This is a genomic window from Singulisphaera acidiphila DSM 18658 (assembly GCF_000242455.2).
Classification (GTDB): domain Bacteria; phylum Planctomycetota; class Planctomycetia; order Isosphaerales; family Isosphaeraceae; genus Singulisphaera; species Singulisphaera acidiphila.
Window position 1 is genome coordinate 4,351,080 of the sequence record NC_019892.1, and the last position, 26,857, is coordinate 4,377,936.

The following is a 26,857-nucleotide window of genomic DNA, read 5'->3' on the forward strand; positions in this document are numbered from 1 at the left end:
GAACTCTCAAATAAGAATAAGACTAACGCAAACTTCACACCCTTATCGCATCCTCTTCAAAATCACCGATCCGGCTCGCCGTTATCCGCAAAAATGCCTTAGTGTCAGGGAAGATTGCCTAGTAGTCAGGCAGTGCCAAGTGGCCATCGGACATTCTCAATTTTCCCTTTATTGGCCGTAAACACCGGTAGCCATAGCGTTTCGACGCTTCTCGACGGGCCGCGCCACGTTCACGTTTCGGCACTGGTATGCCATTCGCAATCCGTTACCAATGTCGCAGCAGGCCGCCGGAGACTTCCGGCTTCCTCTTCTCCGGAACGGGCCGGGATGGCGTGCTGTGTTTTTTGATACAAGAAACGATGGAGAATTTCACGTCAATGCTTGGTTACTTGATTGACATGGACGGCGTGATTTACCGGGGCGGTCAACTCATCCCCGGTGCCGACCACTTTATCAATGAACTCCGCAAAGCGGAGGTCCCGTTCCGATTCCTGACCAACAATAGCCAGCGGACGCGTCGCGACGTGGCGACCCGGCTCCAGCGCCTCGGTATCGACGTGGAGGAGGAACACGTCTATACCTGCGCCATGGCGACCGCCCGCTTCCTGGCCCAGCAAACGCCGAGGGGCACCGCCTACGTGATCGGCGAAGGAGGGCTGCTGACGGCCCTCCACGAGAACGGCTACTCGATCGTGGACCGCGACCCTGACTACGTCGTCGTCGGCGAAGGGCGAACGATCAGCTTCGAGATGGTCGAGGCCGCCCTGGAGATGATTCTGAAAGGGGCGAAGCTGGTCGCCACCAACCTCGATCCCAACTGCCCCACCGTCTCGGGCCTCCGCCCCGGCTGTGGCGCCACCGTGGCCATGCTCGAGACGGCCAGCGGAGTCAAGGCGTTCAGCGTGGGTAAGCCAAGCCCATACATGCTCCGAGGCGCCCGCAAGGAACTGGGGCTGACGACCGACCAGACCGTCGTCATCGGCGACACGATGGAAACCGATATCCTCGGCGGCGTCCAACTCGGATTCAAGACGATCCTGGTCCTCAGCGGCGGCACCAACCGCGAAGACCTGGACCACTACGCCTACCAGCCGGACCGGATCGTCGAGTCGATCGCCGACCTCGATCACGCCGACCTGATCCACGGATTCACCGGCACGGCCACATCGCCGCGCCATCGAAACAACGGCAGGACGCGACAGGAACCCGCCCTTTCGGCCGTCGCAGACCGAGAGTGGCAGCGATAAGAACCGGCGCCCCGAATGCCTCTCGCATTCGGGGCGCGGCAGCGGAGTGGAGCAAAGACCGGGCGAACCGAACCGTTCAACAGCCGGTCAGGCAGGGAATGCAAAGGGGCGACCGGATCCCGATCCCGGCTCGCCCCTTCTCGCTGCGCGGTTGCGCCGGTACGAAGGTCCAGGGGCGAACGTCGTGGTCAGCTTCGACCACTTCGTCCTCTTGAGCCAGCAAGATCGTTAGACGATTCCTCAGCAACGCGGCCTCGGGCAGCATCAAATCGGGGGCACACAGACGATCCATCAGCTTGTGCAAAGCCTCGAGCCGCTCGGTCTTTTTCTCCAGTCTCGCCATCATCCGATCCCTTCTCATTCGCTCCTTTTGAGACGATTCCTCAGACGTCCAGCCTCGGACCCAAGGGAACCGACATCGTACAGACCCGGAGCCCCGGTCCCAGGTTCACCCACTTGGCAAAACGAGAGGCTGATCCCAGGCTGATCTCGTTCATGGGTCGGCGGTTGCGGTCAACGCCAAGCCACCGTAAAACGCGACCGTGGCTGACATGCCGGCCTTCCGAACCGCAAGCCTCTCTGAGAAGGCAACCGCATCAGGCTCGACGCCGCCCCCCCACTCGGATTAGCCTCGGGGCAGTCTTCGGTCCAATCGACGCACGCCAAGGGGACATCCTTAATGAGTTCGCCTTCCAAGCAGAATACTTGGGGCTTGCGCCTCATTGGAACGTTGAAGCTGGCCACCGCCCTAATGCTCGGGGCCGCCGGTTTCGGGATCTTTCGACTTCTGAATCACGACCTGGGCGACGCCGTGGAGCATTTTGCCCTGCGTCTCCATCTCGACCCCGACAGTCGACTGGTCCATGCCGTCCTCAACCGGGTGGACGGGATCAAGCAAGGCCAGCTCGAAGCGCTCGGCCTGGGAACCTTCTTCTACGCACTTCTGGAACTCGTCGAAGGGGTGGGCCTCCTCTTGAGGCGACACTGGGCCGAATACCTGACCATCCTCGCCACCGTCCTGTTACTTCCACTGGAATTTTACGAGTTGGCGCACAAAGTCAACCTGTTCAGGGTACTGGTGCTCCTGGCCAACCTCGCGATTCTGGCCTACCTGATCTTCAAACTGCGCCATCGCGACGGCCAGGCGACGGTGGGCGAAGCGACCGCGCCGAGCCACGCGCAGGCAGATTCTCCCCCTCAAAAGGATTCTTGAATATTCGCGTCTCTAGCCTCGTCCAAAGAACCGATGACCCCGCGTGGGGTGAGGCGGATCTCCCAAATCAAGTCGGAGCAACCCAAAGGATGCGAGGCTCGACATTATTCTGGCTGACCTCGATCGCGTTGCTGTCTCCCGGTTCAGGAGCCGCACTCGCTCAGCCGGCCAATCCGGAGGGATCGGGATCTCGACGCGTCGTTCTCGTGGAGTTGTATACCTCTCAAGGCTGCGACATGTGCCCCGAAGCCGAGAAGAACCTCGGGATCCTGGCCGGGCGGGAGCGGCGGATCGTTCCCATCGCGTTTCATGTGGATTACTTCAACAGGCCGTGGAAAGACCCGTTCTCCGAGGCACTCTACAGCCAGCGTCAAATGGCCTTTAACTCACTCTACACCAAGCCCAAGAACAAAGAGTACGGTCTCTACTACACCCCCATGATGATGATCGACGGCGAGCAGTCGATCAACGGCCGCGACCCCGCCGGAGCCGAGGCTGCCATCCGCCGCGCCCTGGCAAAGAAACCGCAAGTGACGCTGAAGACCACGCTCGAGCTCACGAACGACACGCGAACCGGGAAATTGGCGGTGAAGGTGGCCCCCCGCTCCCCGGTCGCTCAGGACAAGGAACTCTTGGTCTGTGCCGTCCTCCGTGAGGATGGGGTCGTGACCAAGGTCGAGTCGGGGGAGAATGCCAAGAAGACACTGACCGCCCGGTTCCCCGCGCGGGCGACAAAATTCTCGCTCATCGAGCTCAAAAGCAAGGGAGAGAGCGAGAAGTTGCTGAGCTTCACGTTTGATCGCGACCCCGCGTGGAACGTCGAGAAGCTCGACCTTGCCGTGTTCGTGCAGGACAAAGCAACCGGTGTCATCTACCAGGCCGCCGACCTCCCCTGGCGATCGACCCCAGGCACAGCGACTTCGGAAAAATAACGCAGGCGAACCAGTCTTCTGCTACGGAAAACCCTTGTCTTTCAACACTTTCGCTTTGGGGTCTACGAACATACAAGTCAGGGTTTCTTGGACGTTCGCTTCAGCTGATCTCGGACAACGTCCATGAAGGCGATTACCGATTGGAACGGCGGCGCCCCTTTCCTGCGGACCTGATAGACGACCGTCCCGCCGAAATGGCGGTTCATGACGCGATGGTGAAGCCCTGGATGAGGCGCGGAGAGTGATGAAGAGAAGATCAAGCCAATCCCGAAACCCATCCGCACATACTGGCAAACCGTCGTGGTGAAGATCGCCTCGACCAGCTTCGGTTCCGTCAACGAAACGCCGGCCTTGTCGAGGACGGCCGTGACGCTGAGGTCGGGGAGCCCGCGCAAGCCGTTGAGCAGCGGATATTCGCCAAGATCGGCCGGACGAATGCTACGGCGAAGGGCCAGAGGATGGTCGATCGGCGTGACCAGGGTGATGTCCACTTCATAGACCGGTTGGAACTCGATCCAGGGGTGGAGCCGGACCAGATCGGGGCCTCGGTCGTGAAGGAGTCCGACATCGGCCTCACCGGACTCGACGGCGGCGAGGATCTGGTCGTCCCACAGTTCCTTGAGAGCAAGCTGGACGTCCGGCTGGACCCGGCGGAATTCCGCAGCGCACTCGGGCAAGTCTTCAGCGAGGATCCGTGGCGAAGCGGCAAGGACCAGGCGAGGGGCAAGCTGGGCCCTTGCTTCGTGAAACCGCCGCTTGAGCGTCGCGGCCCCCGAGACCAACGGACCAATCATGTCGGCAAGCAACCGGCCGGCCTCGGTGAGGCGGCAGCCCCGGCCCCGCGGCTCGAGCAGGCTCTCACCAAAGTCCAACTCCAAGGCCCGGACCTGCTGCCAAACCGTCGGGTTAGCCAATCCCAGACTCTTCGCCGCGGCAGAGAAGCTGCCCAGACGGGCCGTTTCGTGAAAGCTCCGCAACTGCTGGGCAGTGGTGTCCTTGTAAACGCGAGATTTCGCGGAGAGACGGCCCATGGAAAACCCTTCGTCTTAGACTAACAGGGCATTCGGATGATCGGACTCCACTATAAGCCAGAGCGGCCCGTTCGTCGAGCAGCACCATGGGATGACTTGTGATTGTGATGACTTCGTTCCCAACCAAACGTTCTGAGCGCCGGGTTCCCCTGCCGCTCCGAGGCAAAGGCAAGGGTGCCTCGGAGGCAAGGCAGGAGTGAGTTGGCCCGCTCAGAATGCGTCTTGCGCAATCACCTCGCCGCCGTTGCGCGTAATCAGGGCCCTCAGAATCAAGGGGTTGATCGTGACTTTGATGAAGCGAACGGACCCGTCGAGGAAAAGGACATTGAAACCACCCGCAAAGTGTCCGCCCAGCATGCCGAGCAAGTTCTTGACATTGGCCGGATCGGCGTTGGCCGCAAACGGGATCTCCTCATCCGGCTTGGTCCAGACGACGGCCTCCTTCGCCTCCACGATACCAAGTGTGTTTGAGGTTCCGTCGATGACGGCCTGGAGTCGAACGCCCGTCCCGTCCTTTTGCTCGCTCTCAAACAATGCCGACTGGCCGGAGAAACCGCGATAGTACGTCTTGCCCGGCTCGGCCTTGGCACCCGGGATGGCGAAAACGGGAGGCATCCGGGCGATGAGAGGCTTGTTGTGGGGGCTGTCCCACGGTTCATCCTGTTTAAACTCGTTGTAGAGCGCGACCTGGTCCAGGTAGGGAAGGATCGCCACCCGCCAGCTTAGCAGCGGTTTTTTGTTCTTGCCGTAGGTTGCCTGCGGCGGGAAGAAGTCATTTGTGGAATGGAAGTTGTGCATCGCGAGGCCGATCTGCTTCAGGTTATTTACCGACTGGCTGCGCTGCGCGGCGGCGCGGGCCGACTGGGTCGCCGGCAAGAGCACGGCCACGGCCGCCGGAGCCAAAGCCAACGGGTTTAACGTGGGGAAGGCCTCGCGCGTGGTGTATTCCACCGCTTGATCGTCGACCGCGAGCGCGAACAGCGACGGGAACAGGAACGGGCGCAGCTCTTCGGGAGTCGGGATCTTGTCAGGATCGAGTTCGAACCCAGTGACGGAGCTTCCCACCGGCCTCGGCATCCCACCGAATAGGCCCTGCTGTGGCATGGGTTGGCGAAACTGAGGGCCCATTCGCCGGGCCAAGACGAATGTCTGTCCCCATTGAATCAGCAGAGGGAAGTTGGCGATCATCTCAGGCAAGAGCGAGCGGCGCTCGTCGATCACGCTCGCCATGATCGCGCGGCGGGGGAGTCGGTCGAGGGTGGAAGCCAAAGGATCAGAGGCCGGCAGTAGGGCACCACGTTCCTGAAGCTCCAGAGTCGCTCGGGCATCTTCCGGATTACTGGCTAAAATGAGCGTCGTCTTCCCCATGATGAAGGTCGGCCGGAATCCGGCCGGGAATGGGGCGACGGACGGTGAGATCGACACCGAGTAGCCGTGATCGATACCCTTCAGAGGATGGATCCGGACGGGCGGAGGCTTCGTGTTCGCCTCGAACCGATCCCGGAAGTAGGCTTGCGACTTGATCACGGCGCCGTCGAGGAGCTTGGCGAACGCCGCCGGGTCCTTCACTTCGAGAATCGCCGCATATCTTGGTGTTCGGAGAAAGCCCTGTGCCAGCCCCGCCAGCGCCTGGATCGGCGCATCACCTCGGGTCGGCAGGAAAAAGTAGGTCGCCTTGGCTCCGAGTTGAGCCAGGAGGTCATCGCGAATCCGCAGGCCGGTCACATTGCGGAACGCGATCTCTGACGACTCGAGCGAATTGCGGCCGGCGGGGTTCGACGCGGCGAGCCCGGCCACGAAACGGTCGTAGACCCCTCCGAGATCGACCGAGAAGGCAGTGACTCCCGCCAGGCCCGGCGGGAGTGAGGCAAGGCTCGCGCGGTCAAAGGTCGGCTGATCGAAGAGAGCGAGCAACCCCGAGCGCGGGGCAGGGGCCACCAGCCGGGTGACCGTCATCAGCGCATCCCCTTGAATCCCCCAGCGGTATTCGATCTGCTTGACTCGGTCGAGGCCGATCGCAGCGGCCTGGGGAGGCAGTGGGGGAAAAGCAGAGAGATCGGCGAAGGCCAGGCCGATCGGAGTAAACCCGTCAGTGACTCGCGACAGCGCTACCCGCTCGGGGTGGCCGGTCGCGTCGGGGCGTCCCCCATCGAGAGCTTCGATCATGAGGTCGGCCCCCTCCGGGGAGAGCAGGCTGAGGGCAATATCCTCCCCTTCCAACCACCAGGCGACTCGACGCTCCGGCCCCCCTTCCATCGAGAGCGTTCGGCCTTTGGACTTGCCGACCGACTCCGGTTTCTCATCGGGGTTCCGTGCGGCCGCGATCAACTTCTCGACAACCTCTCGCGTCTTCCCCTTTCCCCCGCCTCGAATCACGGCACCGACCCAGACCCGGCGCGGTTGACCGGGACCGGGGTTCCGGACGACACCAACGGCGAAACCATGTCGAATCGCATGCTCGGCCAGAAGCCACATTTCTCCTGCTTCGAGCGGCGTCATCGACCTGGTCCGCCCGGCGAGTTGGACGAAGACGCTTTCAAACATGGCACCGGCGGGAGTCTCATTCAAGAGCCGGTAGGCCGCCGTCTTCCGCCAGAGCTCGCCGTGGGCGTCGAGTCCGTCAAACTCAGCGTAGGCGGCCAGGTCCTGCCTCGGGAAATAACGGGCCAAAGGCACGGCCTCGGCGGCCTCCAAAAATGGGGACGCCGTCAGAAGAACCGCGACACCAGCCCAGAACCGCAAGCGAATCTTTATGCAGCCAGACACCGATTTCATAACGCAATCCTCCCTGGAACGGTTTGAGGTAGAGCGATGCAGAGCAGAATCAACTCACCACTCAAGCCACAAGCTCATTGGGATTTTCCTCCCCTGAGACCGGGGACGACCCGTCCACAATCGATTATCAATTAACCAAGATTTCAATCAATCAATAAACAAGAGTAGACAGGGTGCCAGCGATCCCTGGGAAACGGGAGGGGGGAAGGCAATCCGAGGTCACTTTGCAATCAGGGCCGAACTTGCAACTCAGGGCGTTCATTCTCAAGGTGAACGGGGCCGGGGGCCTGGCTGCCCCCGTTATTTCGCTGGCTCCTTCGGATCCGTCCCCCCGCTTACCGGCGTTTTCTTCGCATCAGGCCCACCCAAAGTCGCCTGAATCGCCTCGCGAAGTTGATCGCCAAGGTGAGGGCCACCGCCGACGAAGAGGCGGGTGACGTTTCCCTCGCGGTCGATGATCACGGTCTGGGGAATGGCGTTGGCCTTGTATTTTTCAGCCACGGCCCCGTCCTTATCAAGGGCGACGGTCAGGTTCAGCTTATGCCGTTCGAGCATCGCCGAGATCTCCTTGGGCGACTCCTGGAGGTTCACGGCGACGAGCATCACCCCTTGGTCGCGGAACTCACCCGTGACCTTCTCGACTTGCGGCATGGCTTGGAGGCAGGGGCCGCACCAGGTGGCCCAGAAGTCGAGCACGACCACTTTCCCCTTGGCATCCGCCAGGCGGAACGTCTTACCCCCGAGCTGCTCGAGGGAGAAGTCGGGGGCCGGCTTACCGACCAGAGGGGAAGAGAGGCCCGATGAGCCGCCCCCGCCGGAAGCCCCACCGCCGTCGTCCTCCGTCACCTTAGGCTCGGGGGCATCCGTGAGCAACCAGCGCTGAAAGGTAAGCTGGGCAGCCTCTTTTTCGATCGCCTTACCAATCAGCAACTGGTCGACCTCATCGAGACGTACCCGGCACTCACCGAGGACACGGCTGGTCCCGGTGAGCGTGTCCCCCTCGAACCGATCGGGCGTGAACGTCAGGCGAACGCCGTCCTTGCGCAACGCCTGCACAAGTAATTCTTCATCGATTTTGGCCGGTTCTTGTTGTTGAAGGGCAGGGTCCTTGCCGGCCTCGAGGTCCTCGGCCTGCAGCCAGATGATCCGGGCGACTCGGTCGCGCGGGAGCGTCTTGACCTCGAGCCGAACCTCGACCTGGAGCGATTTCTCGTCCATCCCGACCACGCGACCTCGCAGGTAGTCGCCATTCTTGGATCGGATCAAGTGGGTGGGCGGGCTCCCTTTCTGAACACGAGGAAGCGTGAGCAAGCGTTCGCGTTTGGCCTTGTTCAGGCGCACCGGGATAATCGGCTCTTCAGAGAGTTCCACGGCCTTGATCTTCTCGTGGGGCACAAACGCATCTTTGCTGTGGCTGGTGCGAATGGTCACCCCTTTCTCGTCGATCTTCGTGACCTCCGCCGGGATGATGTCGCCGGTCCGAAGGTAGAGCGCCCTGCGCCCGGGCGCGGCGGTATCGGCATTGGCACCGACATCGGCCTTCGTCGGACTCGCAACGGCCGGACGGCCTTGAGCCGCGCCGGCAAACGCCATGATGAATCCCTGAAGCCCCCCCTGGGGAGCCGCCGGTTGCGGTGGCGGGATCGGTTGAATCACGAACGGGGCGTTGACCACTTGAACCCGGTTCCCTTCGCGAATCGTCGTCACCCTTGGCGCCGTAACCGTGACCGGGGCCGGCTCCTTGTAGAGGATCCGGCCGGACGCCATACCGGCGAGGAGCGTACTGGCCGTGGCGCTTCCATTGGGCTGCCACGTCAGGCAGCTCACCCCCGATTCGCTTTTGCCGTCGACGAGCCGACCGATGAGCCGAACCCCGTCCATCTCGAGGCGAGGCGTGGATGGGGGGTTCGCCACGGAAGCGTCTTGAGAATGGTTCGCGACCAGGGAGCGCAGGCGGTCGATCGGCAGCCGCACCGGCTCCTCAACCCCTGGAATCTTCAGCATCAAAGCATCCTTCACCACTCCAACCAAGTCGCCACTGAGCCGTGAGCCTTCCTGAAGGAGGAGATTGATCGGTCGGGCTGGGATCTCGGTCAAGTGAGAGAAGGTCAACCGGGCCGTCTCATCAAGGGGGATCCGCGACTCCTTGTCTCCCTCGGAAACGACGAACGACTTCGACTCGGCATCGAACCGAATTCCCTTGGCCGAGAGGTTCGAGCCGTCAGTGCGGCGAAGGTTCGGGCCGTCCGGCAGCGGCTCGCGGAGCAACTCACCGTTCCATCGGGTGATCTCGAGCCGTTCGAGCCGCACGTCCCCTTTCTTGTTCTCCAGTTGAAAGCCGGCCAGCACATGCGGCTTTGATGCGGCCACGTTCAACTCGGCCAGCGGCTTGCCGTCCGGAGAGTCGACGATGAGCCTGCCGCGCTCGTCGTCGAAGTAGACTCTCAAATGAACATGCCCCGGCCCCGCGTCCAGTTTGCCCAGGGAAGCCACGTCGGCCTCTTTCGGCGTTTCCCGCTGAACAACCAATTCCTGTTCCCAGACCTCGAACCGGAACGGATTCTCCTCTTTTTTCACGTCGCCGCCGCGAAGGCCGACCCCACCAAGAGTGAGCACAAAGTCGGGCTGATTCTTCCAGGAGAGTTCGAACTCGATGACCGCCCGCGCAGGGAGGGGGATATCGCTGGTGATCGAGGCTCCCTCCTGGTCCGTCATCAACGCGCCTGATTCCTCGCGCCAGGCCTTGGGGCCGCCGTCCGGCGACGGAGTCCAGCCGGTCAGCCCGGTGGGACCGAGATAGACCAGGTCGGCGCGACCTTGCCAGCGTTCGAGCCGCAGCAGATGAGAACGCTGGATGCGGAGCCGGCCAATCCGAGGCAGATCCAGTTCGGCCTCTTTGTCATCGAGCATGACCAGGGTTCCGAACACGACGTCGCCCCCCGAGAGCTCGATCCGAAAGGCTCCCTCAGGCACGACAACCTGCGTAGGGGCCGGAGCTTGCATCGTGTCGATCGACTTGAGGTTGAAGTCAAACGGAGAGGTGAAGGCGTTCCCTTGCCAGCGGAGCATCCCCGGCCGATCCGTCTCGCGGAACTTGCCCGCCACGAAACCACCGTCGGCCAGGTGAAGCACATAATTCGCAGGTGAACCGGCCACAGGTTCATCCGCCAGTCCGACGGAGCCGGTCGCCAAGGCGCTGGCGAAAGCTCCGACGAACACGATCCATCGCAGGAGGCCGTGGATGCGGGTCCCCATCGTCGAGGGCGGACGGCTGTAGCGCATGGGTGAACGTCCCTTTGCGATTTTAGTTTTATCGTTCATAGATAGGCAAAAATCGATAATTGAGAGCAAGAGCCAGTAACGACATGGACGTACTGAACGACGGCCCCCACTGACCTTGGAAGCTGCCGTCGGGGCGTTGCGCCTGCTTCAATTGCCGGATGACCATCTTGTTCCATTTTTCCCAAGCGGCGGTGTCGCCTTGAAAGAGGGCCTGGGCCTGATAGTACCGCCCGTACTCGGGATAGCCCGGCACCGGCTGTTCCATCCGTTCCTTGCTGTGGTCAAGCGTCGCCTTGAATTCGGTCAGATCCTTGCGCCTGGCTACGGCGTAGACCAAGGTCGCGATCGCCGAGCGCGCCGTCGAGTCGCCAAACCCGCCCATCCCGCCGGCGTAGGCGACGAACCCGTTCGACGAGGTCATCGACTTGAAGTAGCCGACAGCTCGATCGATCGCCTCATCGGGGATCTCGATCCCAGCGTTGCGGGCCGCGAGCAGACCGACCATGACCGCTCCGCTGACCGACGTGTCGGCGTCGGTCGATTCCGGCGAGTACCGCCAGGCCCCGAGCGGGTTCTTCTTCTGCGAGGTCAGAGCAGCGCGAACGGCCAGTTCCAGAGCCTGGCCGATCGAACGCTTTCCCTTCGGGTCTGGCCAGAGGTTCCGCTCGTCCACCGCACCATAGGCCTCGGCCAGGCCAAGCATCGCAAATCCGTGATGGTACATGCTGACGCCGAAGTACCCCGTGTCGGCATTCTGAGCCGTGATGATGTTGCGGAGCGACCGGCGCACGTGATTGCTGTAAGGACCGAAGTTCGGGTCCTCTCCCGAGGCGAGAAACGCCATGATCGCGAGGCCAGTCGTCCCAGGGCCGATATCTCCCCCTTGGCTCGCCCAGTCGCCGTTTTCCGTTTGCGATGACGCGAGATATTGGAGCCCACGGTCATACATCTCGCGCACGTCGCGGGGAATCACTTCCCCCGACTTCGCAATGGGCAACTGCGCCTTCGCGTTGCCGGCCAACGCCAGCGTTAGGAGCACGGCCGCGAGACCGAGTGGAAAGCCGAACCCGCGTCTGACCGTCGTCATCCCGGGAAAAAGGGGAGTCGATTCAAATCGAGCCATCACCGAGGTCCTCGGAACACGAGTGCGGTTTCATTTGGAGGGAGCACGGATCAAGGAGAGCCAGCCACCTGGCCCGTGCCTGTCTGCGAATCATTTCAATTCAGCGCCAACGGGGCGTTCCAAATCCGTTCGAGGCAGCCTCTCGGGTCTCCAAACCATGAGAAGCCCAAACCCTGAAAAAAAAGCGGCCGATCTCGTCACCTTTCCTGATCGTTCGGAACCGGTTTCGGAGCTTCGGGGTCGACCGCCACGATCCAACGCTCGGCATCCGGCCCCAGGGGAAAAGCCCCCTGGCTTATAAGAATTTTCTCATATTTCTTAGCACCCTCGAGTTGAGCGTGGACGAGACGCCATTGCGGCTCTTGAAAGATCGGCTTGATACGGTCCTGGGGCAGCCGAGAGAGTTGGAAGAGCACGGCGTAGATGTCGTAGTTGCCGAAGATCTTGGGCGGACGCGTCTCCTCGATGATCAGCTTCATGAGCTTCCGGCGCTGGGCGACATCCAGCCCCACGCTATGGTCCAGGATGGCGAGGACACGACCGATCCTGGCCTCCTGGCTGAGCGCGCGCCGCTGGCGGCCCAGGTTGCCATACTCAACGATCTGACCTTCATCAAGCGACTTCTTGAGGGTCTTGGTAAAGATCGAGTCCTCGCCGAAGAGCCCCTGGGAAAACGCCTGCCGCAAGGGATTGAGTTGTTGGTAGAAGGCGGCATACTTTTGCTGATCGTTCCGGACCAGTTGAAACGCCTTTCTCTTTTCCTCAACCTGGTCGAAGAATCGCTTGATATCTCCGCGTGAGGCCAGTTCAAGTTTCTTCTTCTGAGCGTCAGTCAGCCGGGCCACCTGGTCGACTTCGTCGATTTTCAGCTTCACTAGGGTTTCCAGCCGAGCGAGCGCGGTCGCGGAATTCCTGGCATTGCCGAACACCACATGATCGAAGTTGGCTTCCGCGATCATGAACGGCTGCCCAATCCCGGGCATCTGACTGTGGGATTCCTCTTCAACTTCATCGTCGAGTACTTGCCCCCGGGCGGACGGCCCAAGCTCGGCAGCGAGAAACCCCACGAGGGCCAGCAACAGGCCGAGTCGGAGTGTGCGAATCATGGCGGCGTCTCCACAGTCAAAGGTCGGAACCAGCCAGCACTCGCGACAGTCAACCTCACTTCTTCGGCTCGGGCTCAGGGTCTTTCTTTGCGGCGGCAACCTCGTCTGAGAACTCGTCATCCAACGGCTGATCCGCCCCTTGAATATTCAAGCCAAATCCAAGACCACTGGCATTGATCGTCACTTTTTGAAGTCCAGTCCAGATCGTCGTCTGATTGGCATTCAGGTATTTGACAACGAGAGGGTCGGGAATCATCGGAATGTACTGGTTTTCAAGGTTGAGGGATTGGAGCCCCTGGGTCCACGCCTCGTCCCAGTGGGATGAGAGTGATCCGCGAATCTGCTCCCGTTGCTCGGCAGAGAGGACGAGAGACAGGTCGAGCCTCACGATCAGGCTCAGGATCGCGGCCCGCTTCTGTTCCGCCGATCGGGCGTCGAGTTCAACACGATATCGCTCATATTGGCTGGGAGAGAGCTTGGCTTTGACCGCGACAGCCAACGCATCCTGAATGAACTTACGCGTATCAGGGGTCGCCGGCCGCTCAACCAGCTTCCCCCCCACAACCATGTTGTGGTTCTTCTGCCAGTCCGTGTAAGTCTTTGCCGCCTCATCAAGCGCCTTCAGGCCGGCACATGCGATCGACAAACGCTCTTCCTTACTTGGATCGCAAATCACCCGCATGAACAAGTATTCCACCTGGAGAATCGGGCGAAATTGCCTCGTCCACTGCAAGACCACACCATTCAAGTCTCCACCAATATTCAAGTCTTTATTAAAAATGATCACAGGTGCAGCCAACTGAACTTGTCCCGGCGCGCGGGCGGGAGCGACAACAGGGATCTCCTTTTTTCCCGAGACGACTGCCTTCGCAGGAGCAAGCTCAACCCGTTCCATACGTATCTGGGCGAAAACGAACGCAGGCATGCAGACCGCGAAGGTGACGCCGATCATCGGAACCAGGCGAATGACGCTACTTTTCATCGACTCTCCTCGTTTCGACTCGGTACGCGGTCTGATTCGCATGCCAAGAAATCCAGCACTTCTTTGGGTTTCCGAAACCAGATTCGACTCTGGCACCAAAAGGCATCACCTTCTCACACCCTCTTTTGAGAAAGTCTCGCCAGAGTCACCATGGCGAGTCATCGCCCGGCCGGGGCACGGTCGAGCCGGTTGAAATACTCGTCAAGGCCGGCGCGGAATTCTTCGGGGAGCGATGGCCCCGAATCACCCGTCGCCTGCGAGACGCCACGGTCTTCCTTGACCTCTTTTTCATTCAGGCCGACCCCCAGGAGCGCCAGGGCCGAGTCCTGCGTCGTGCCGGTCCCGCCTCCGCCCGGGCTCGAGCCGCCGCCCCCGCCTCCCTTGGGGTTGATCCGCTTCGACTTGAGCAACAGCTCGATCGCCTCGGTCTCTGCGGCGACGGCCGGGTTGCCGGTCTCCGGCTTGAGCAAAATCCCGGTCGCGTCGTCCATGACCGAACCGACTTGGCCGAGCAGGGCGATCTCATAGGCGAATTCCTGCTCCGCGTCGGGAAGCTCACGGATCTTTCCGGTCACCTTCTCGACCCGGTCGGATAGCTCCTTCTGAGTCCCTGAAAGCTTGCCGGCTTGCGTCGAGTAGTCGCTCGGCACCAAGGCGGGCTTGGCCTGCTCGGCCACGCGAGTTTCCTCCCGAAGGTTGACCTCCCCTTCAAGAATCTGAAGTACCTCGAGCACGATTGAAGGGGGAAGACTGCTCTTCGACTTGGAACCGGGGCAGGTCCCCTTGCACGCGGGATCCACCAGGTCTTCGGCCCAGCGGTCGAGCGAATCCGACCAGAACTCGCACTGGGCAATCGACATGCCTTGCTCTTTTTTGAGGTCGTCCCCGATCTGGCGGAGGCCGCCGATCACGTCCTCTTTCTTCATCTCGTCGAGGACCGCTTTGAACTGGACGAGCTGCCGGCGCTCGAAGTAGGCCTGTAAGTCATCCATGATCACCGAGACATTTTGACTTCCCTTGGCCTCTTGGTCGGCCAGCGTGACCAGTTCCTTGGCCGCCGCATCCGTGATCCGCGACGCGGGCAGGCCGAACGCGTCCCCCACGAAGTCGCCGAGCCGGCCACCGATCTTGAGCTGAACCCGCGACGCGGCTTTCAGACGCTTGACCAGGGTACTCCCTTCAAGGTTGGCGAGGACCCGGTTGAGCTCGTCGGCGATCTTCTCGAACTCGGCCAGCAGATCGCGCTGGGCATTGACCGCCTCGTCAACCTTCTCGGCCGCAGGCGGGGGGGGCGGAGGCGGCGTGGCCGACCCCTTGCCCATCAAGGTCGTTTGCGCCAGGGTAAGTCTCGGCTTCGGACTCCCCCCAGGCGGAGCCGGCGGGATTGGCTTCTTGGTGGGCGAGTTCTGCGACGATTCCATGTCAACGACCGCAGGGACCGCCGACGGCGCCGCGTTCGTCTTCTTGGGCTCGGAGGGGGCTCCAGCCCCGGCCGCCCGGACCTGCCCGGCCATCGGCGCCTTGTTGCCGGTCGAGTTCGCGGCGAGGCTCGGCGCCTGCGCGGCCTCCTTCAGGAGGTCGGCAACCGACGGCATCCGATTAGTCGAGATATCTTTGAGAACTTGCAGCATCTCGGCCCAGCGTTCGAGGTGGCCAACGCCGATCTCCGGGTTGCGTGAAGCCTGCTTGACCAGGTCCTCACCCGAGCCGACCAGCATCGAAAGCCTGCGCCCGTTGGCCCGTTCGGCGGCCGCCTGGCTCTCCACCTTCTTCCGCGTCTCGGGCCGGTCGAGGTCGTCGGCCGTCAGGTCCCGGAGTTGCTTGTTGGTCTCATAAAGCTGCAACTCGCGGTCGCGGACTTCCAGCGACTGCCGATGCCACTTGCTCAGTTGCTCGGCGATCCAGATCGCATGCTGCTCGGCGTTCAAGACGTAGAAGGTGTAGGTTGGCGAATAGGCCCGCGCACGCCCCGGCAAGAAGTCTTCGGCGAACACGCGAACGTTGATCGGCTGGGGCTCGATCCCCAAGGTTTTAGCAGTGAAGGTGCCGTTGAGGTCGAGGTTCTCCTTATCGTTCCCCCCCGCCGCCAGGATCTGCTCGCCAGCGGCCGGTGACGCGATGAGCGGACTCTCGACCCCGTGCCACTCCAGGCCCACGCGTTTGATCCCGAAGTCGTCTTGGACGTGCACCTTGAAGGCGAGCAACTCGGTGTCGAGAATCACCTTGTTTCGGGGCATATTCTCACACGAGACGGTCGGAGGCTCGTCGTCCCGGCCGTTGACCGCGAGCGTGAACGGCGCCTTGCCCTCCAGGCCGTACTGGTCTTTCCACTGGAATTCCAGGTTGCGAGGCCCGTCGACCACCATCAACGGACTGGCGACGGTCGAGCCACTCGGCGTCCGCCCTTGGCCGTCCACCCGCGCGGAGGAAAGGTTCCGGCTGGCCGTGACGGCGAAAGTCGCCTCGCTCCCCTTGACCAGCGAGACCGAGCCGCCGCGCACGTCTTTGTGGAGCGGCTCGGGACGGCCAAGGTACTTGGGCAAGGCGACGTTGGCCACGATCGAGGTGAGTTCGGGCCTGAGGGTCGGTTCTACGCGGACCCGCTGGAGCCAGTCGCCCACCCGGACCTCAAGCGGTCCGGGGGCGATCATCGCCGGCAGGTCGAACGCGTAGAGGTCGTCGCGGAGCAGGGCGGAGACGGCCCCTTGACCGTCGAGCCGAGCTTCACCACGGACCGGGCGCCACGCGGTCCCTGCGGCGAGTTTCGCCTCGGCGGTGAACGGCTCGCCGTGGGGAACAACCAGGTGATCCGGCAACGGCCTGATCGCAGCGAACGTGTAGCGGGGGATCGGTCGCCAGGGGGCCATGAGCCGGGACCAGGCGTTGGACGCCGCCGCTGGGAAGAGGAGGAAGAGGACGAGCGCCGCGGTTGCCGGAACGGCAGCCAGCCAGGCCCAGATGCGATGGCGTGGGTTGGGCACCGCGGCGTTGAGGTCGCGCTTCCCGGCGTCGTCCGTCACTTGGAGCACGGCCGCTTCGCAGAGCGCCCGTGAGCGGGTCTGTTCGGAGTCGCTATGGACCAGCTCGATCACTCCCAGAAGCTGGTCACCGAAATGCGGATGCTTGCGCGCGAGGAGCCGAGCCAGTTGATCGAACCGACGGTTCCGAGCAACCCAACGGTACAACCAGAGCGGCACGATCGCGCAGGCGAACGCGGCGACGACGAACAGGGCAACGCGCGGCCAGCCGGGTGTGTCCCAGACACGGTCGAGCACGAACATCAGGAGAAACGCCGCGACGACCCCGAAGGCCGCCGCGAAGACGGCCTCGGCCATCTTGACGGTCCAGACCCGACGACGATAGTTGCGGAGTTGAGTCCGCAACGACTCCGGTAGCTCCAACCGATTCTGCGTTCCCGCGAGGCTCATATCGACCTCACTTATAGCTTGCGGTTAACCGACATTTCGCGACAGTTTACAGGGAGTCAGCAAACGGATGTCCGCAAAATCGTCCCGATCCGCGAGACTTTTTGCAGCCCCGAAGGGGTGACCGTTCCTAGCCAGGGGTGAACCCCTGGAAAAAGTTGGATTAGGTTTGCGCCTTGGAGCCCCGAAGGGGCGGCCGTCAAATTAAGGCCTCGGCAATTGACGGTCGCCCCTTCGGGGCTGCAAAAAATTCTTCACTTAAACATTCACCGTCCCCATGGGCTTGCGCCCCTGGCCAGGAACGGTCGCCCTTCCAGGGCTACATAGTTCAAGCATAACCTTTCTCATCTCATCACAATAATCCTTGGCACATCATAAGCGTCCTTAAACGAGACCGATCGCCTTCCTGCCCACCCAGAAGGCCCCCATCAAGACGATCATCACAGCCGCCACTCCCCCGTGGCTCCATAACTGCAACCGGCGGACCGCGGGGGGAGGGTCGGGGAGCGCGGCCAGGGTGCGAACGACGTCATCGAGCTTGTCCGGCTCGACGACCTTGCCGCGCGTCACTCGAGCCAGTTCTTCCAACACTTCGGGCCGCGACGGGCGGCCAACCCGCTCGGCGGTGGCCCCTTGCACGAAGAAGGTCGCGTCGAGCGTCGCCCCGGTCTGCTTACAGATCAGGGCCACTTTATACGGCCCCGCCTCGGTGGCGGTGAACCGGCCGGTGTACTCGCCCCACTCGTCGCCAGCGGAGGTGAAGCGGGCGACTTCCGCCTTACCCGAGGGGGCCGTGATCCGCGCGGAGACGTCGCCGCCGCGAAGCGGCTCACCGCTCCGGTCCATCACGTTGGCGTGAAACGTCAAAACCTTGTTCATCCTCGGCTGGTCGGGCACGTAGTAGAGCCGCATCGTTTCGCCCTTGGCCATGTTCCGCTGGTACGCCATCCAGCGCACCACCTGGCCCCAGAACCGGTAGTGGTATTTATCTTCAACGCCCTTCCGCCAGCGCCAGGCGCCATCGGTCCCCATGAACAGGACCTTGCCGGCCCCAAAGGTGCGCGTAGCGAGCAACGGAATCCGCCCGGACTCGTTCGTGATGTCCTTGTGGACGGCGAGCACGTCGCTCCCCGCCTTGGCCCGGAGCGCCGGGGCGTACCACTGAAAGCCAGGAAGCCCCTCCCAGACCTCGGCGTTATCGTCCTCGGTGTCGGCAAGCTTGGTGAGCAAGCTTCGGCGGCCAAGCTCCGTCAGCTCAAAGTGGTTCGGCGTACGCGAGCCCCAACCGCCAGGCTGATTGGGGTCAAGCGCGACCGGGCAGAGGTCGCCCAACTCGGTCTCGAGCAGCGAGAACTGTCGCCCTTGAATTCCGGGCATGAACACAAGCCCACTCGCCTGATGCTCGACCAAGCCCTTCAGGAGGCGACACTGCTCGGAAGTGAGCTGACCGTCATCGAGCCCGACATCGCCAATGAACACAACATCATACTTTGAGAGTTCGTCGAGCCCGGCGGGAAACTGCTTAAGATAATCTTTATTGCCTCCCCCCGCCTTGCTCAGTCCGGGGTGGAAAAGCAGGCAAGAGACCTCGACCCCGGGGTCGCGCGACAGGGCGTTCCGCAAGTAGCGGTATTCCCAGCGCGGGTACGACTCGACGACCAACACCTTGAGCTTCTCCTCACGGATCGAGATCGGCGTGGAGAGTTGGTTGTTGTCGGAGAGCATCTCATCGGGGTGTGCGGGCACGTTGAGTGCGAGCGTGAAGTCACCCGTCCCCTTCGGCTTCCAGATGACCGCGTCGCTGGTCCGGCCCATCGGGGCGACGCGCACTTCCTTGGTGACCTCATCGCCGTCCGACGTCTTCAAGGTGACCGTGGTGACATGCTCGCGAGGGAGTGAACTGTCGATCGTGAACGGAACCCGCACCGCCTTGCCCGCCACACCGAATGTCGGCGCATCGAGGTTGATCAGCTCGATGTCGGGCAACCGGGTTGGGCTGCCTATCGGGACCGCGAAGATCGGAACCCCCAGGGCCCGCAGCCGTGCAGCGGCCTGAACGGGAGGCTGGCCCTCGGTCCAGTCACCGTCCGACGCCAAGACGATCCCACGCAGATTCTGGAACGTTTCAGGGGCCTGGGCGAGCGGTTCGTAGAGGTCCGTGCCGTGCCCCACGGCCTTGGGCGAGAACGACTGAACGACCACGTTCATCCGCCCACGAAGCTTGTCCCACGACGCAGCGTCGGCCAGCGATGCAATCGCCTCGCGCCGGGTCAAGGGCGAGGCGGTCGGCACCGGCCGCCTCGTCTGAATGACGTCGCGCGTTTCCATGCTGGGCGACGCGTCCCAGAGTACGGCGACCGACGGCTTTTCTTCGGGGCGATACTCCTCGACCCACTCGGGTTGGTTGAGCAAGACCGCACCGAGGCAAACGATCGTGAACCGGATCCCCTCGAGTACCCCTTGCGACCGCCTGTACCCACTCCGCCGCCAGGCGACGAAGCAGAGCCCGGCGGCCACCAGCACGAGCAGGGCCGACACGGCGGCCGACCAGGGCGTCCACAGGAAAGTGAGCGACCGCGACACGTTCATGTGGTTGTCCCCGCCGCGACCCGAACGGGCCTGGGCATACAGAGCGCGGCCTCAACGAGCAAGGCCGTCATCATGGCGATCAGGAACAAGCGCCAGACTTCCTGGATCAACGAATCCACGTTCCCTTCCCGATCGTCCACCCGCACGAAGTCGAGCCCGCGAAAGAGGCCGGCCACCTGCTCGTCGGCCAGGACCGGGGACACATCCTCAGTGACCGGCCGGTTGATCGCCAGCAGCCGGTCGCCAGAGGCGTAGACGCCGCGATGGAACGAGTACTCGGTCGAAACCGCCTCGTCTCCCCCGGACAGTTTCGACCAGGCTGTGGAGTCGTTGCCGGTCATCGGGCCGGCCGCCAGTTGCCGGGTCGTTTCCAGGGCTTCGGCCCCCCCGGCCTGAGCGCGCTGGATCATCACGTAGAGGGTCACGCCGTCGGTCGCCAGCGATGAGTCGCCGGCTGCCGGCGTGGTCGCGCAGAAGTAGGCCCCCCCGGCGTTGGTCGTCGCTCGCGCCAGGAGCAGGTCGCCCCCTTTTCTCAAGGTGGCCAACGGCGTGAGGTCGCCCGACAGGCCGCACCACTTGCGGACCTGCAACTGGCCGACCGGCAACGCAGCGCCATTCAGGGTGTTGGCGAGCAGGTCCTGATCCCCTCGCCAGGTCTCCACCGTCGTTTCCTGCGGCTGGTCTCCCCAGGCCGTCCACCGCCCCCCCAGGAATTCGGCCCCGCCAGGCACCCGAGGCGGAAAGAAAAAGACCCGGCCGCCGCGATCGACAAACGAACGGACCAAGTCGGCCGCCTCGCCTTCGGGGAGGGGACTCTGCCAGAGGAGCAAGGAGACGGTCTCCCACTCCACGGCCGTGAGCTGGTCGACCGGGACAACCTCGGCCGAGCACTTCAACGCAGGGTCGGGGGCAATCGAGGCGGCCAGACGCAACGCTTGCCCGGCTTGCGCGTCCTCCGCGACGACAATCGCACGCCGAGGGGCAGGCTGATCGAACGCGAAGTAGAAGTCGTTGTCCGCCAGGTTCGCGTCCGCCGGGATCGAGACCTTGCCCCAGCCCCGGCGACGCCCCCGCTCCAACGGAATCCGATGATCCTTCAGCGTGAACCGAGGACCGTTCATCTCGACGGTCAGTTCCGAGCGGGCCCCACCGATCTCAAACTGGATGGGGACGGTCGACCGTACATTCTCACTTCCTTCGCGGGCCAAGCTGAGCGAGACCAAGACGTCCGCTCCATCACCGTCGCCGGCCGGCTGGCGGCGAACCCCGGTCACCCGGACCGACACATTCGAAGGCGCCGTCCTGGGATAGGCGAGAAGATGGAACCGGACCCCTTGCGGAAAGCCAAGGAACGCCTCGCGGAGCGAGCGCCAGCGGCCGTCATCGACCTCCCAGTCATCGCGCCTGAGGTCGGAGCAGATCCAGATCTCGGTCCGCCCCGGCTTGTTCGCCCGGACGTAGTCGCGCGCGGCCTCGAGCATCCCCGGGATATCGGCCGCCGCGCTCAACGGTCCGGTATCCGGCATCGTAAGCAAGGCCTCGGCCGATTCGAGCGTGCGAGGCTTGTTCGTCCCGCTCTCGATCAGGACCCAGCGATTCGAGCCAAGCGTTCCAAGCGCCTGGGCGAGTTGCCACTTCCCGGTCTCGAGCTTCGACCCGCCCGACCCGTTGCCGACTTGCTGCATACTCGGCGACCGGTCGAGCAGGATGAGCGTGGTATCGGCCCTCCCCCCCGCGGTAAAGCCGAGCCAGCCCCCCGCCAACGGCCGGCTGAGCGCGAAGAGTAGGGCGGCGATGGCCGCCATCCGGAAAGCCATGATCAGCCACTGGCGGAGCCGCGCGTACCCGCGCGACATCCGGTTCGCCGCCAGCAGGAACATCATCGCGCCCCACTGCACGGTCTGATATCGCCGCTGATTGATCAGGTGGATGATCACCGGCAAGGCGACCAGCGGCAGGGCCATCAGAATCATCGGGTGGAGAAAGTTCATCGCACCCCCCGCGATCGTGCCCGGCCGACGAGAAATCGGAGCAGCACTTGCTCATAGTCATCGTCGATATGAACTTGATGGTAGTCGACGGCCGACTCGCGCACAGCCTCCTGGATCCCTTCCAGGTAGGCGCCGATCGCCTTGCGGTAGCGATCAGCGATCTCATTCGGCTCGGCAAAGATCGCCGGGCCCCCTTCCATATCGAGAAACCGCATCGGCCGGCGAAAGTCGAAGCTCAACTCCTTGGGGTCGAGCAGATGGAAGAGCGCCAGGTCGTGTCGACGAAACCGCAAGTGCTGAAAGCAGCTCCGAAGCTCGCCGGGGTCGACGAACAGGTCGGAGATCACGACCACGAGGGCTCGCTGGCGCACGGTCTCCGCCAGTTCGTGGAGCACCGGGGCGAGCCGCGTCTCCCCTTGCGGCTTTGCTTCTTCGAGGATGTCGAAGACCGTCATCAGGTGCGCAGGGTTTCGCTTGGGAGGGATCGTGCGGACCAGGCCGTTGGCCACGCAGGCGAGCCCGACTGCGTCCCCCTGGCGCATCGCCAGGTGGCCGAGCGACCCGGCGATCCGCCGGGCGTATTCGATCTTGGTCACGCCCGTCGAGCCGTAACCCATCGAGCCACTGGTATCGAGCACCAGACAGCACCGCAGGTTGGTGTCCGCCTCGAACTCCTTGACGAAGAACCGGTCGGACCGGCCATAGGCCCGCCAGTCCAACCTCCTGAGATCGTCGCCGGGCACATATTTACGGTATTCGGAGAACTCAACGCTCGAGCCGCGATGCGGGCTGGGGTGTCGGCCCGACACACTCCCCTGCATCGGCCGACGCGCCATCAACGGAACGCTGGCGAGCCGCGACAATACGCTGGCGTCGAGGAAGCTTCGGGGCTGGCGATCCGGGAACATGGCTGGATGAACTTTCCGTGTGAAAGGATCAAGAGCCTCGGCTCAAAGAGCACTGAGCCGACGCACGCGCCAGCGTCCCTTTTGAGCCGAGGCTCCGCGAAGCGTGGCCGCTCCGCTACCGTTCCATGTTCGCCTCCTCGGCGAGCCGGCTCACAATCTTCTTGGCGTCGATCCCTTCGGCTTGCGCCGCGAACGTGGTGATCACGCGGTGCGTGAGCACGGGAACGGCCACCGCATGGATATCTTCGAGCCGGACCATGTAGCTGCCGAGCAAGGCCGCGCGGGCCTTGGCGCCCAGAATGAGATACTGGACCGCTCGCGGGCCGGCCCCCCACGACACAAGCGGCTTGAGCCACGACGGGGCGGTCGGATCGTTCGGCCTCGTCTTGCGCACCAACCGTGCCGCGAAGGTATAGATATGATCGGGGACCGGCACACGTCGTACGAGGTGCTGGAACCGGATCACGTCTTCGGGCGTCAGCAGGTGGTCGAGCTGAGGAAGCGCGTCCCCGGTGGTCGTGCGCGCAATCCTGACCTCTTCCGCCTCGGACGGATAGTCGAGCTCGATGAGGAACATGAACCGGTCAAGCTGGGCTTCGGGCAACGGGTAGGTGCCTTCTTGCTCGACCGGGTTCTGGGTGGCAAGCACGAGGAACGGCGGTTCGAGCTTGAACGACTTCCCAACCACGGTGACGTTCTGCTCCTGCATCGCCTCGAGCATCGCCGCCTGGGTTTTCGGTGGGGCCCGGTTGATCTCGTCGGCTAAGACGATGTTGGCGAAGACGGGGCCATGAATAAACTGAAACTCTCGCCGCCCATTGTGACCATCCTGCAGGATGTCGGTCCCGGTGATGTCCATCGGCATCAGGTCGGGCGTGAACTGGATCCGGCTGAACTTCAGAGACATTGTCTCCGCGAGCTTGCTGACCAGCAGCGTCTTGGCCAGCCCGGGGACGCCCATCAGCAACGCGTGACCACGAGCGAACAGGCAGATCGCCAGTCGCTCGATCACGTCGGTCTGACCGACGATCACCTTGGCAAGCTCATTCCGCAGTCGGGCGTTCGCCTCGCGCAGCTGGTCGATTGCCTGGACGTCGTCCTCGCCAAGCGCCTCTTGGACGGGAGACGGAGAAGGTTGAGCCATTCCATCGCTCCAGGATGCCGGACCGTGCATCGACGCGTCAGATCGGTGAGGAAGCATTCTAAAGGATTAGGAGCCGCAAAACCAGATAGGACAAACGTCAATTGTCCAGCAAGTCTTCCCGCGGCCCAAGCCGACGAGACCTTAGACTATCGAAAAGGGGCCTTGGTTCCCGACGACTCATTTGTTGAGTCGATCGAACCACCCGTGAAACGGTGCGACAATGCGGCGGCTTTTGCCAACGCGAACGATCTGGACATGATACGGAAAAGGAGAGCGGATCGTTTGGGTGAAATCCAAATCCCCGATTTCGGTGACTCATCGGGGCCTCGACGGTTGGCCTTCACCTTCGCCATCGGGGAGGTAGACTGAAAATGACAGGCCGTGCCCATTCCACAAGACAGAAAACATAAATTCACGTTTTTTTGCAATAGAGGCACGGCCACTACGGATTTGGCGTCAGAGAGAACAAGAGAGGCGGGAGCGCTCGCCCAAATCGTCTACTCAAGCAAAACAAAAAGGGCCGGACGGGAACGATGATCCCGGCCGGCCCTTGGGTTGTCACTCAATGATTACGATCAGGCTCAGGCCAGATACCGGTCGGCATCGGGGAGGAGCTTGGCGAAGTTCAGTTTGTTCGGGCACGCGGCGCGGGCGGCCTCGAGGTCGGCGCCGGCCCAGTCGCGGGCTTCGGGGCTGAGCGCAGCGTACTGGCGGCGTGCCTCGACGCGAATGCCATGGTGCTCGTGATAGGTGAGAAACCGGGTCAGGTCGCCAAGCTCAGCCTTGGTGCCGGCGGCGACAGAGCAACGGCCGTCGCAATCGGCGCAGAGGGTCGGGCCAAACGCGAGGGCGGCGTCGCGGAGTTGCTCGATCTCGGTCGTCTTGAGCGGTTCATAACGGCGGGCGGCGTCGGCATCCTCACGAAGCTGCTCGGTCGTCTTGATCGAGACGCAGGAGCCGCTGATCCGCTCGTCGGTCCAGATCGCGTGAAGCAGGCCCTGATAGGGGGACAGCTTCTTCTCGGCGAGCATCGGCGCCCGGCGCACGACCTCCTCGAGCACGTTGACCTTGGGCTTGGCGGGGAACTGGCCGGCGACCTGCTTCATCGAGATCAGGCCGACCCCCTTGCTGTAGCAGGTGTCGAGCGCCTTGTTGAGCGGGGAGTCCTTGTCGAGCCAAGGCGTATACATCAGCATGATCGCGTCGACGATCCCCCCCTCGGCCGCCGCCTGAATCGTCTGGGCGCGGTCCTTGTGGTGGGTGGAAAAACCGACGAACTTCGCCTTCCCCGACTTGCGGATCGCCTCGGCCGTCTCTTTGAACTCCTGGCCCTTGACGAAGTTGATCGACTCGTCAAGCGTGTGGTGATCGCCAAGCCCGTGGACGAAGTAGAAGTCGACGTAGTCGGTCCCCAAGGCTTCCAACCGCTGGTCAAGCGTGGTGAGCATCTGCTTGGGGGTGTTGACCTCATCCTTGGTGACGAGGACGATTTCCTTGCGAACCTCGGGGGCCTGCTCGAACCACTTCTTGAAGCCGGGTTCGGTGCCGTAGAGGTTGGCCGTATCAAAGGTGCGGATCCCGCTGGCATAGGCGAGCCGGAGCAGGCGGTCGAGCACACCACGCTCGCGCAGGGCCCCGGTCCCCATCTCGAGCAGCGTGATCTCGACGCCCGTCTTGCCCAGCTTCCGCTTGGGGAGCGTCGTGGGCTTGGCCGCCTCATCCTGAGCGTGGAGGCCAGTGGCCGCCCCCAGGGCGGCGGCCGTCGCCAGGGCACCGGCCTGAAGGAACTCGCGGCGATCGGGGCTGTTCGGCTGGTCGTCGGACATCACTTCGGACTCCTCGTTGGGCAGACTGTCGTGACGAGTCTCGGGCATTCCGTCGAATTTACTCTACCAAATGACGCGGCCCGTTGCCTATTAGCCTCGGTCTCAACCCACCCCGAGAACCCCTATTTTCCATTCAGCATTTCACATCTGCATACTACAGAAAAATTAGAACGCGTCGGCCGAAACGACTTCACCGCCGTTGCGGCTGCCGAGCGCCTGCCAGGCGGTGACATTGACAGAGTCTTTAACGAACTGAACGTGGCCGTCGCAGAAGAGCGAGTTGGCTCCGCCAGGGTGACGGCTCCTCGAGGTGATGTTGAGGGAGAGGTTCTGCCAGTCGGCCGCACTCTTGTCGCTGTGGGGCAACCCACCCCGGCAGTCGTACCGTTTGTCATTGGGAGGGCGGCGGTGGTTGTACATGCTGTGCCCCGGGGCCCCGTAGAGCCACTTGACGCCGCGAGTCGGCTGGAAGCCGGACGGCGGGTTGCGGCTCAGGCACTGGCTCACGTAGCTCGCGTCGTCGGTGATCGGCGGCCCGTTGCCCGCCGAGTTGTTGCCCGTCAGCACGAATCCGGCCAGCGGGTCGCGCTGGAAAACCGTCTGGGTGTTCAGGCCGGTGGGTGATCCGTCGGTGGAACGGATCGTCTCGCTGATCGCCACCGTCTGCGAGGTCCCGTCGGTGATCGCGGCGATCGCCACGGCCGAATTCTCGGAGAAGATCCCGTTCGGCACGACCATCCCTGTCGGAGGGGTCTGCACCACCGAAAAGCCCGATCCTACGCTGAGCAAGTAGTTGTGAACCGCGTACGGACCACCGCCAACCGGAACAAGGGTCGGCCCGCCGTCCGACGGACAGATCAAGGCATTGACGACCGTGACGGCCGCCGTCATGTTCACGACCGCGCTCGAGCTGGTATAGTCGGGGTCGGGGTTCATGCTAAAATTCATCGTATTGAAGAGCGCCTGCAACTCGAGTTGCGGCAACAACTGCGAATAGGCCCCCCAGCAGTGGCCGTTGCCAGCCACGTATGTGTTGATCCGCCCCGGCGGGAACACATTGTTGACCGAGTGGTAGTTATGCATCGCAAGCCCGATCTGCTTCAGATTGTTCGAACACTGGATCCGCCGAGCCGCCTCCCGGGCCGCCTGCACCGCGGGCAAAAGCAAGGCGATCAGGACCGCAATGATGGCGATCACCACCAACAGTTCGATCAGCGTGAAGGCGGGCCGGTTCCGTGCAGTTCTCATTTGAATCGAGCCCAAACGGTGGGGCTGACGATCTC

At 62.8% G+C, this 26,857-nt stretch carries 17 protein-coding genes; 3 read left to right on the top strand and 14 right to left on the bottom strand.

Going from position 1 to position 26,857, the window contains the following annotated elements:
* The first annotated feature begins 377 nt into the window (after nucleotides 1-377).
* A complete protein-coding gene (locus SINAC_RS17070) occupies nucleotides 378-1,247 on the top strand; it encodes an HAD-IIA family hydrolase (protein WP_015246873.1) in 870 nt (289 codons plus the stop codon).
* 76 nt (nucleotides 1,248-1,323) lie between these two features.
* On the opposite strand, the gene SINAC_RS17075 is transcribed toward SINAC_RS17070, so the two are convergent.
* The gene (locus SINAC_RS17075) at nucleotides 1,324-1,593 is read right to left on the bottom strand and encodes a hypothetical protein (protein ID WP_020466000.1); all 270 of its coding nucleotides are present in this window, start codon (nucleotides 1,591-1,593) and stop codon (nucleotides 1,324-1,326) included.
* A gap of 333 nt (nucleotides 1,594-1,926) precedes the next feature.
* Here SINAC_RS17075 and SINAC_RS17080 point away from each other — a divergent pair, with 333 nt between their 5' ends.
* Both SINAC_RS17080 and SINAC_RS17085 read left to right on the top strand, forming a co-directional pair.
* Complete coding sequence (locus SINAC_RS17080) at nucleotides 1,927-2,460, top strand: DUF2127 domain-containing protein (protein WP_015246875.1); 534 nt, start codon at nucleotides 1,927-1,929, stop codon at nucleotides 2,458-2,460.
* Between the two features lie 89 nt (nucleotides 2,461-2,549).
* The gene (locus SINAC_RS17085) at nucleotides 2,550-3,392 is read left to right on the top strand and encodes a DUF1223 domain-containing protein (RefSeq protein ID WP_015246876.1); all 843 of its coding nucleotides are present in this window, start codon (nucleotides 2,550-2,552) and stop codon (nucleotides 3,390-3,392) included.
* Nucleotides 3,393-3,469: 77 nt separating this feature from the next.
* Here the strand turns inward: SINAC_RS17085 and SINAC_RS17090 are convergent, their stop codons facing one another.
* The 13 genes from SINAC_RS17090 to SINAC_RS17155 all read right to left on the bottom strand — a co-directional run bounded on the left by SINAC_RS17090 (nucleotide 3,470) and on the right by SINAC_RS17155 (nucleotide 26,822).
* Nucleotides 3,470-4,423, bottom strand: a complete 954-nt coding sequence (locus SINAC_RS17090) for a LysR family transcriptional regulator (RefSeq protein WP_015246877.1) — start codon at nucleotides 4,421-4,423, stop codon at nucleotides 3,470-3,472.
* A 210-nt stretch (nucleotides 4,424-4,633) separates the two neighbouring features.
* Nucleotides 4,634-7,198 carry a DUF1559 family PulG-like putative transporter gene (locus SINAC_RS17095; protein ID WP_015246878.1) on the bottom strand — a complete coding sequence of 855 codons (2,565 nt, stop codon included), beginning with the start codon at nucleotides 7,196-7,198 and terminating at the stop codon, nucleotides 4,634-4,636.
* A gap of 300 nt (nucleotides 7,199-7,498) precedes the next feature.
* Complete coding sequence (locus SINAC_RS17100) at nucleotides 7,499-10,480, bottom strand: TlpA family protein disulfide reductase (RefSeq protein WP_015246879.1); 2,982 nt, start codon at nucleotides 10,478-10,480, stop codon at nucleotides 7,499-7,501.
* A gap of 28 nt (nucleotides 10,481-10,508) precedes the next feature.
* On the bottom strand, nucleotides 10,509-11,603 hold the full coding sequence (locus tag SINAC_RS17105; RefSeq protein ID WP_015246880.1) for a prenyltransferase/squalene oxidase repeat-containing protein: 1,095 nt from the start codon (nucleotides 11,601-11,603) through the stop codon (nucleotides 10,509-10,511).
* A gap of 197 nt (nucleotides 11,604-11,800) precedes the next feature.
* Complete coding sequence (locus tag SINAC_RS17110) at nucleotides 11,801-12,709, bottom strand: hypothetical protein (RefSeq protein ID WP_015246881.1); 909 nt, start codon at nucleotides 12,707-12,709, stop codon at nucleotides 11,801-11,803.
* A 55-nt stretch (nucleotides 12,710-12,764) separates the two neighbouring features.
* Entirely contained in the window at nucleotides 12,765-13,691 is a 927-nt protein-coding gene (locus SINAC_RS17115) for a hypothetical protein (protein WP_015246882.1), read from the bottom strand.
* Nucleotides 13,692-13,849: 158 nt separating this feature from the next.
* A complete protein-coding gene (locus SINAC_RS17120; protein WP_015246883.1) occupies nucleotides 13,850-17,119 on the bottom strand; it encodes a hypothetical protein in 3,270 nt (1,089 codons plus the stop codon).
* A gap of 381 nt (nucleotides 17,120-17,500) precedes the next feature.
* On the bottom strand, nucleotides 17,501-19,705 hold the full coding sequence (locus SINAC_RS17125; protein WP_015246884.1) for a membrane protein: 2,205 nt from the start codon (nucleotides 19,703-19,705) through the stop codon (nucleotides 17,501-17,503).
* Complete coding sequence (locus SINAC_RS17130) at nucleotides 19,702-21,696, bottom strand: BatA domain-containing protein (RefSeq protein ID WP_015246885.1); 1,995 nt, start codon at nucleotides 21,694-21,696, stop codon at nucleotides 19,702-19,704. The genes SINAC_RS17125 and SINAC_RS17130 overlap by 4 nt, the downstream gene beginning before the upstream one ends.
* Nucleotides 21,693-22,604, bottom strand: coding sequence for a DUF58 domain-containing protein (locus SINAC_RS17135; protein ID WP_015246886.1), 912 nt, complete (start codon nucleotides 22,602-22,604; stop codon nucleotides 21,693-21,695). The genes SINAC_RS17130 and SINAC_RS17135 overlap by 4 nt, the downstream gene beginning before the upstream one ends.
* A 115-nt stretch (nucleotides 22,605-22,719) precedes the next feature.
* Nucleotides 22,720-23,748: an AAA family ATPase gene (locus SINAC_RS17140; protein ID WP_015246887.1), complete on the bottom strand. Its 1,029-nt coding sequence runs from the start codon at nucleotides 23,746-23,748 to the stop codon at nucleotides 22,720-22,722.
* Nucleotides 23,749-24,329: 581 nt separating this feature from the next.
* A complete protein-coding gene (locus SINAC_RS17150; protein ID WP_015246888.1) occupies nucleotides 24,330-25,574 on the bottom strand; it encodes an aldo/keto reductase in 1,245 nt (414 codons plus the stop codon).
* A gap of 165 nt (nucleotides 25,575-25,739) precedes the next feature.
* Complete coding sequence (locus SINAC_RS17155) at nucleotides 25,740-26,822, bottom strand: DUF1559 domain-containing protein (RefSeq protein ID WP_015246889.1); 1,083 nt, start codon at nucleotides 26,820-26,822, stop codon at nucleotides 25,740-25,742.
* Between the last annotated feature and the right edge of the window lie 35 nt (nucleotides 26,823-26,857).

What these genes read in the sequence shown, in the direction of transcription:
- SINAC_RS17100 (WP_015246879.1), bottom strand. Translation starts at nt 10,480, where the DNA reads ATGCGCTACAGCCGTCCGCCCTCGACGATGGGGACCCGCATCCACGGC.
- SINAC_RS17125 (WP_015246884.1), bottom strand. Translation starts at nt 19,705, where the DNA reads ATGAACGTGTCGCGGTCGCTCACTTTCCTGTGGACGCCCTGGTCGGCC.
- SINAC_RS17090 (WP_015246877.1), bottom strand. Translation starts at nt 4,423, where the DNA reads ATGGGCCGTCTCTCCGCGAAATCTCGCGTTTACAAGGACACCACTGCC.
- SINAC_RS17105 (WP_015246880.1), bottom strand. Translation starts at nt 11,603, where the DNA reads ATGGCTCGATTTGAATCGACTCCCCTTTTTCCCGGGATGACGACGGTC.
- SINAC_RS17135 (WP_015246886.1), bottom strand. Translation starts at nt 22,604, where the DNA reads ATGTTCCCGGATCGCCAGCCCCGAAGCTTCCTCGACGCCAGCGTATTG.
- SINAC_RS17095 (WP_015246878.1), bottom strand. Translation starts at nt 7,198, where the DNA reads ATGAAATCGGTGTCTGGCTGCATAAAGATTCGCTTGCGGTTCTGGGCT.
- SINAC_RS17130 (WP_015246885.1), bottom strand. Translation starts at nt 21,696, where the DNA reads ATGAACTTTCTCCACCCGATGATTCTGATGGCCCTGCCGCTGGTCGCC.
- SINAC_RS17080 (WP_015246875.1), top strand. Translation starts at nt 1,927, where the DNA reads ATGAGTTCGCCTTCCAAGCAGAATACTTGGGGCTTGCGCCTCATTGGA.
- SINAC_RS17075 (WP_020466000.1), bottom strand. Translation starts at nt 1,593, where the DNA reads ATGATGGCGAGACTGGAGAAAAAGACCGAGCGGCTCGAGGCTTTGCAC.
- SINAC_RS17155 (WP_015246889.1), bottom strand. Translation starts at nt 26,822, where the DNA reads ATGAGAACTGCACGGAACCGGCCCGCCTTCACGCTGATCGAACTGTTG.
- SINAC_RS17070 (WP_015246873.1), top strand. Translation starts at nt 378, where the DNA reads ATGCTTGGTTACTTGATTGACATGGACGGCGTGATTTACCGGGGCGGT.
- SINAC_RS17120 (WP_015246883.1), bottom strand. Translation starts at nt 17,119, where the DNA reads ATGAGCCTCGCGGGAACGCAGAATCGGTTGGAGCTACCGGAGTCGTTG.
- SINAC_RS17085 (WP_015246876.1), top strand. Translation starts at nt 2,550, where the DNA reads ATGCGAGGCTCGACATTATTCTGGCTGACCTCGATCGCGTTGCTGTCT.
- SINAC_RS17115 (WP_015246882.1), bottom strand. Translation starts at nt 13,691, where the DNA reads ATGAAAAGTAGCGTCATTCGCCTGGTTCCGATGATCGGCGTCACCTTC.
- SINAC_RS17150 (WP_015246888.1), bottom strand. Translation starts at nt 25,574, where the DNA reads ATGTCCGACGACCAGCCGAACAGCCCCGATCGCCGCGAGTTCCTTCAG.
- SINAC_RS17140 (WP_015246887.1), bottom strand. Translation starts at nt 23,748, where the DNA reads ATGGCTCAACCTTCTCCGTCTCCCGTCCAAGAGGCGCTTGGCGAGGAC.
- SINAC_RS17110 (WP_015246881.1), bottom strand. Translation starts at nt 12,709, where the DNA reads ATGATTCGCACACTCCGACTCGGCCTGTTGCTGGCCCTCGTGGGGTTT.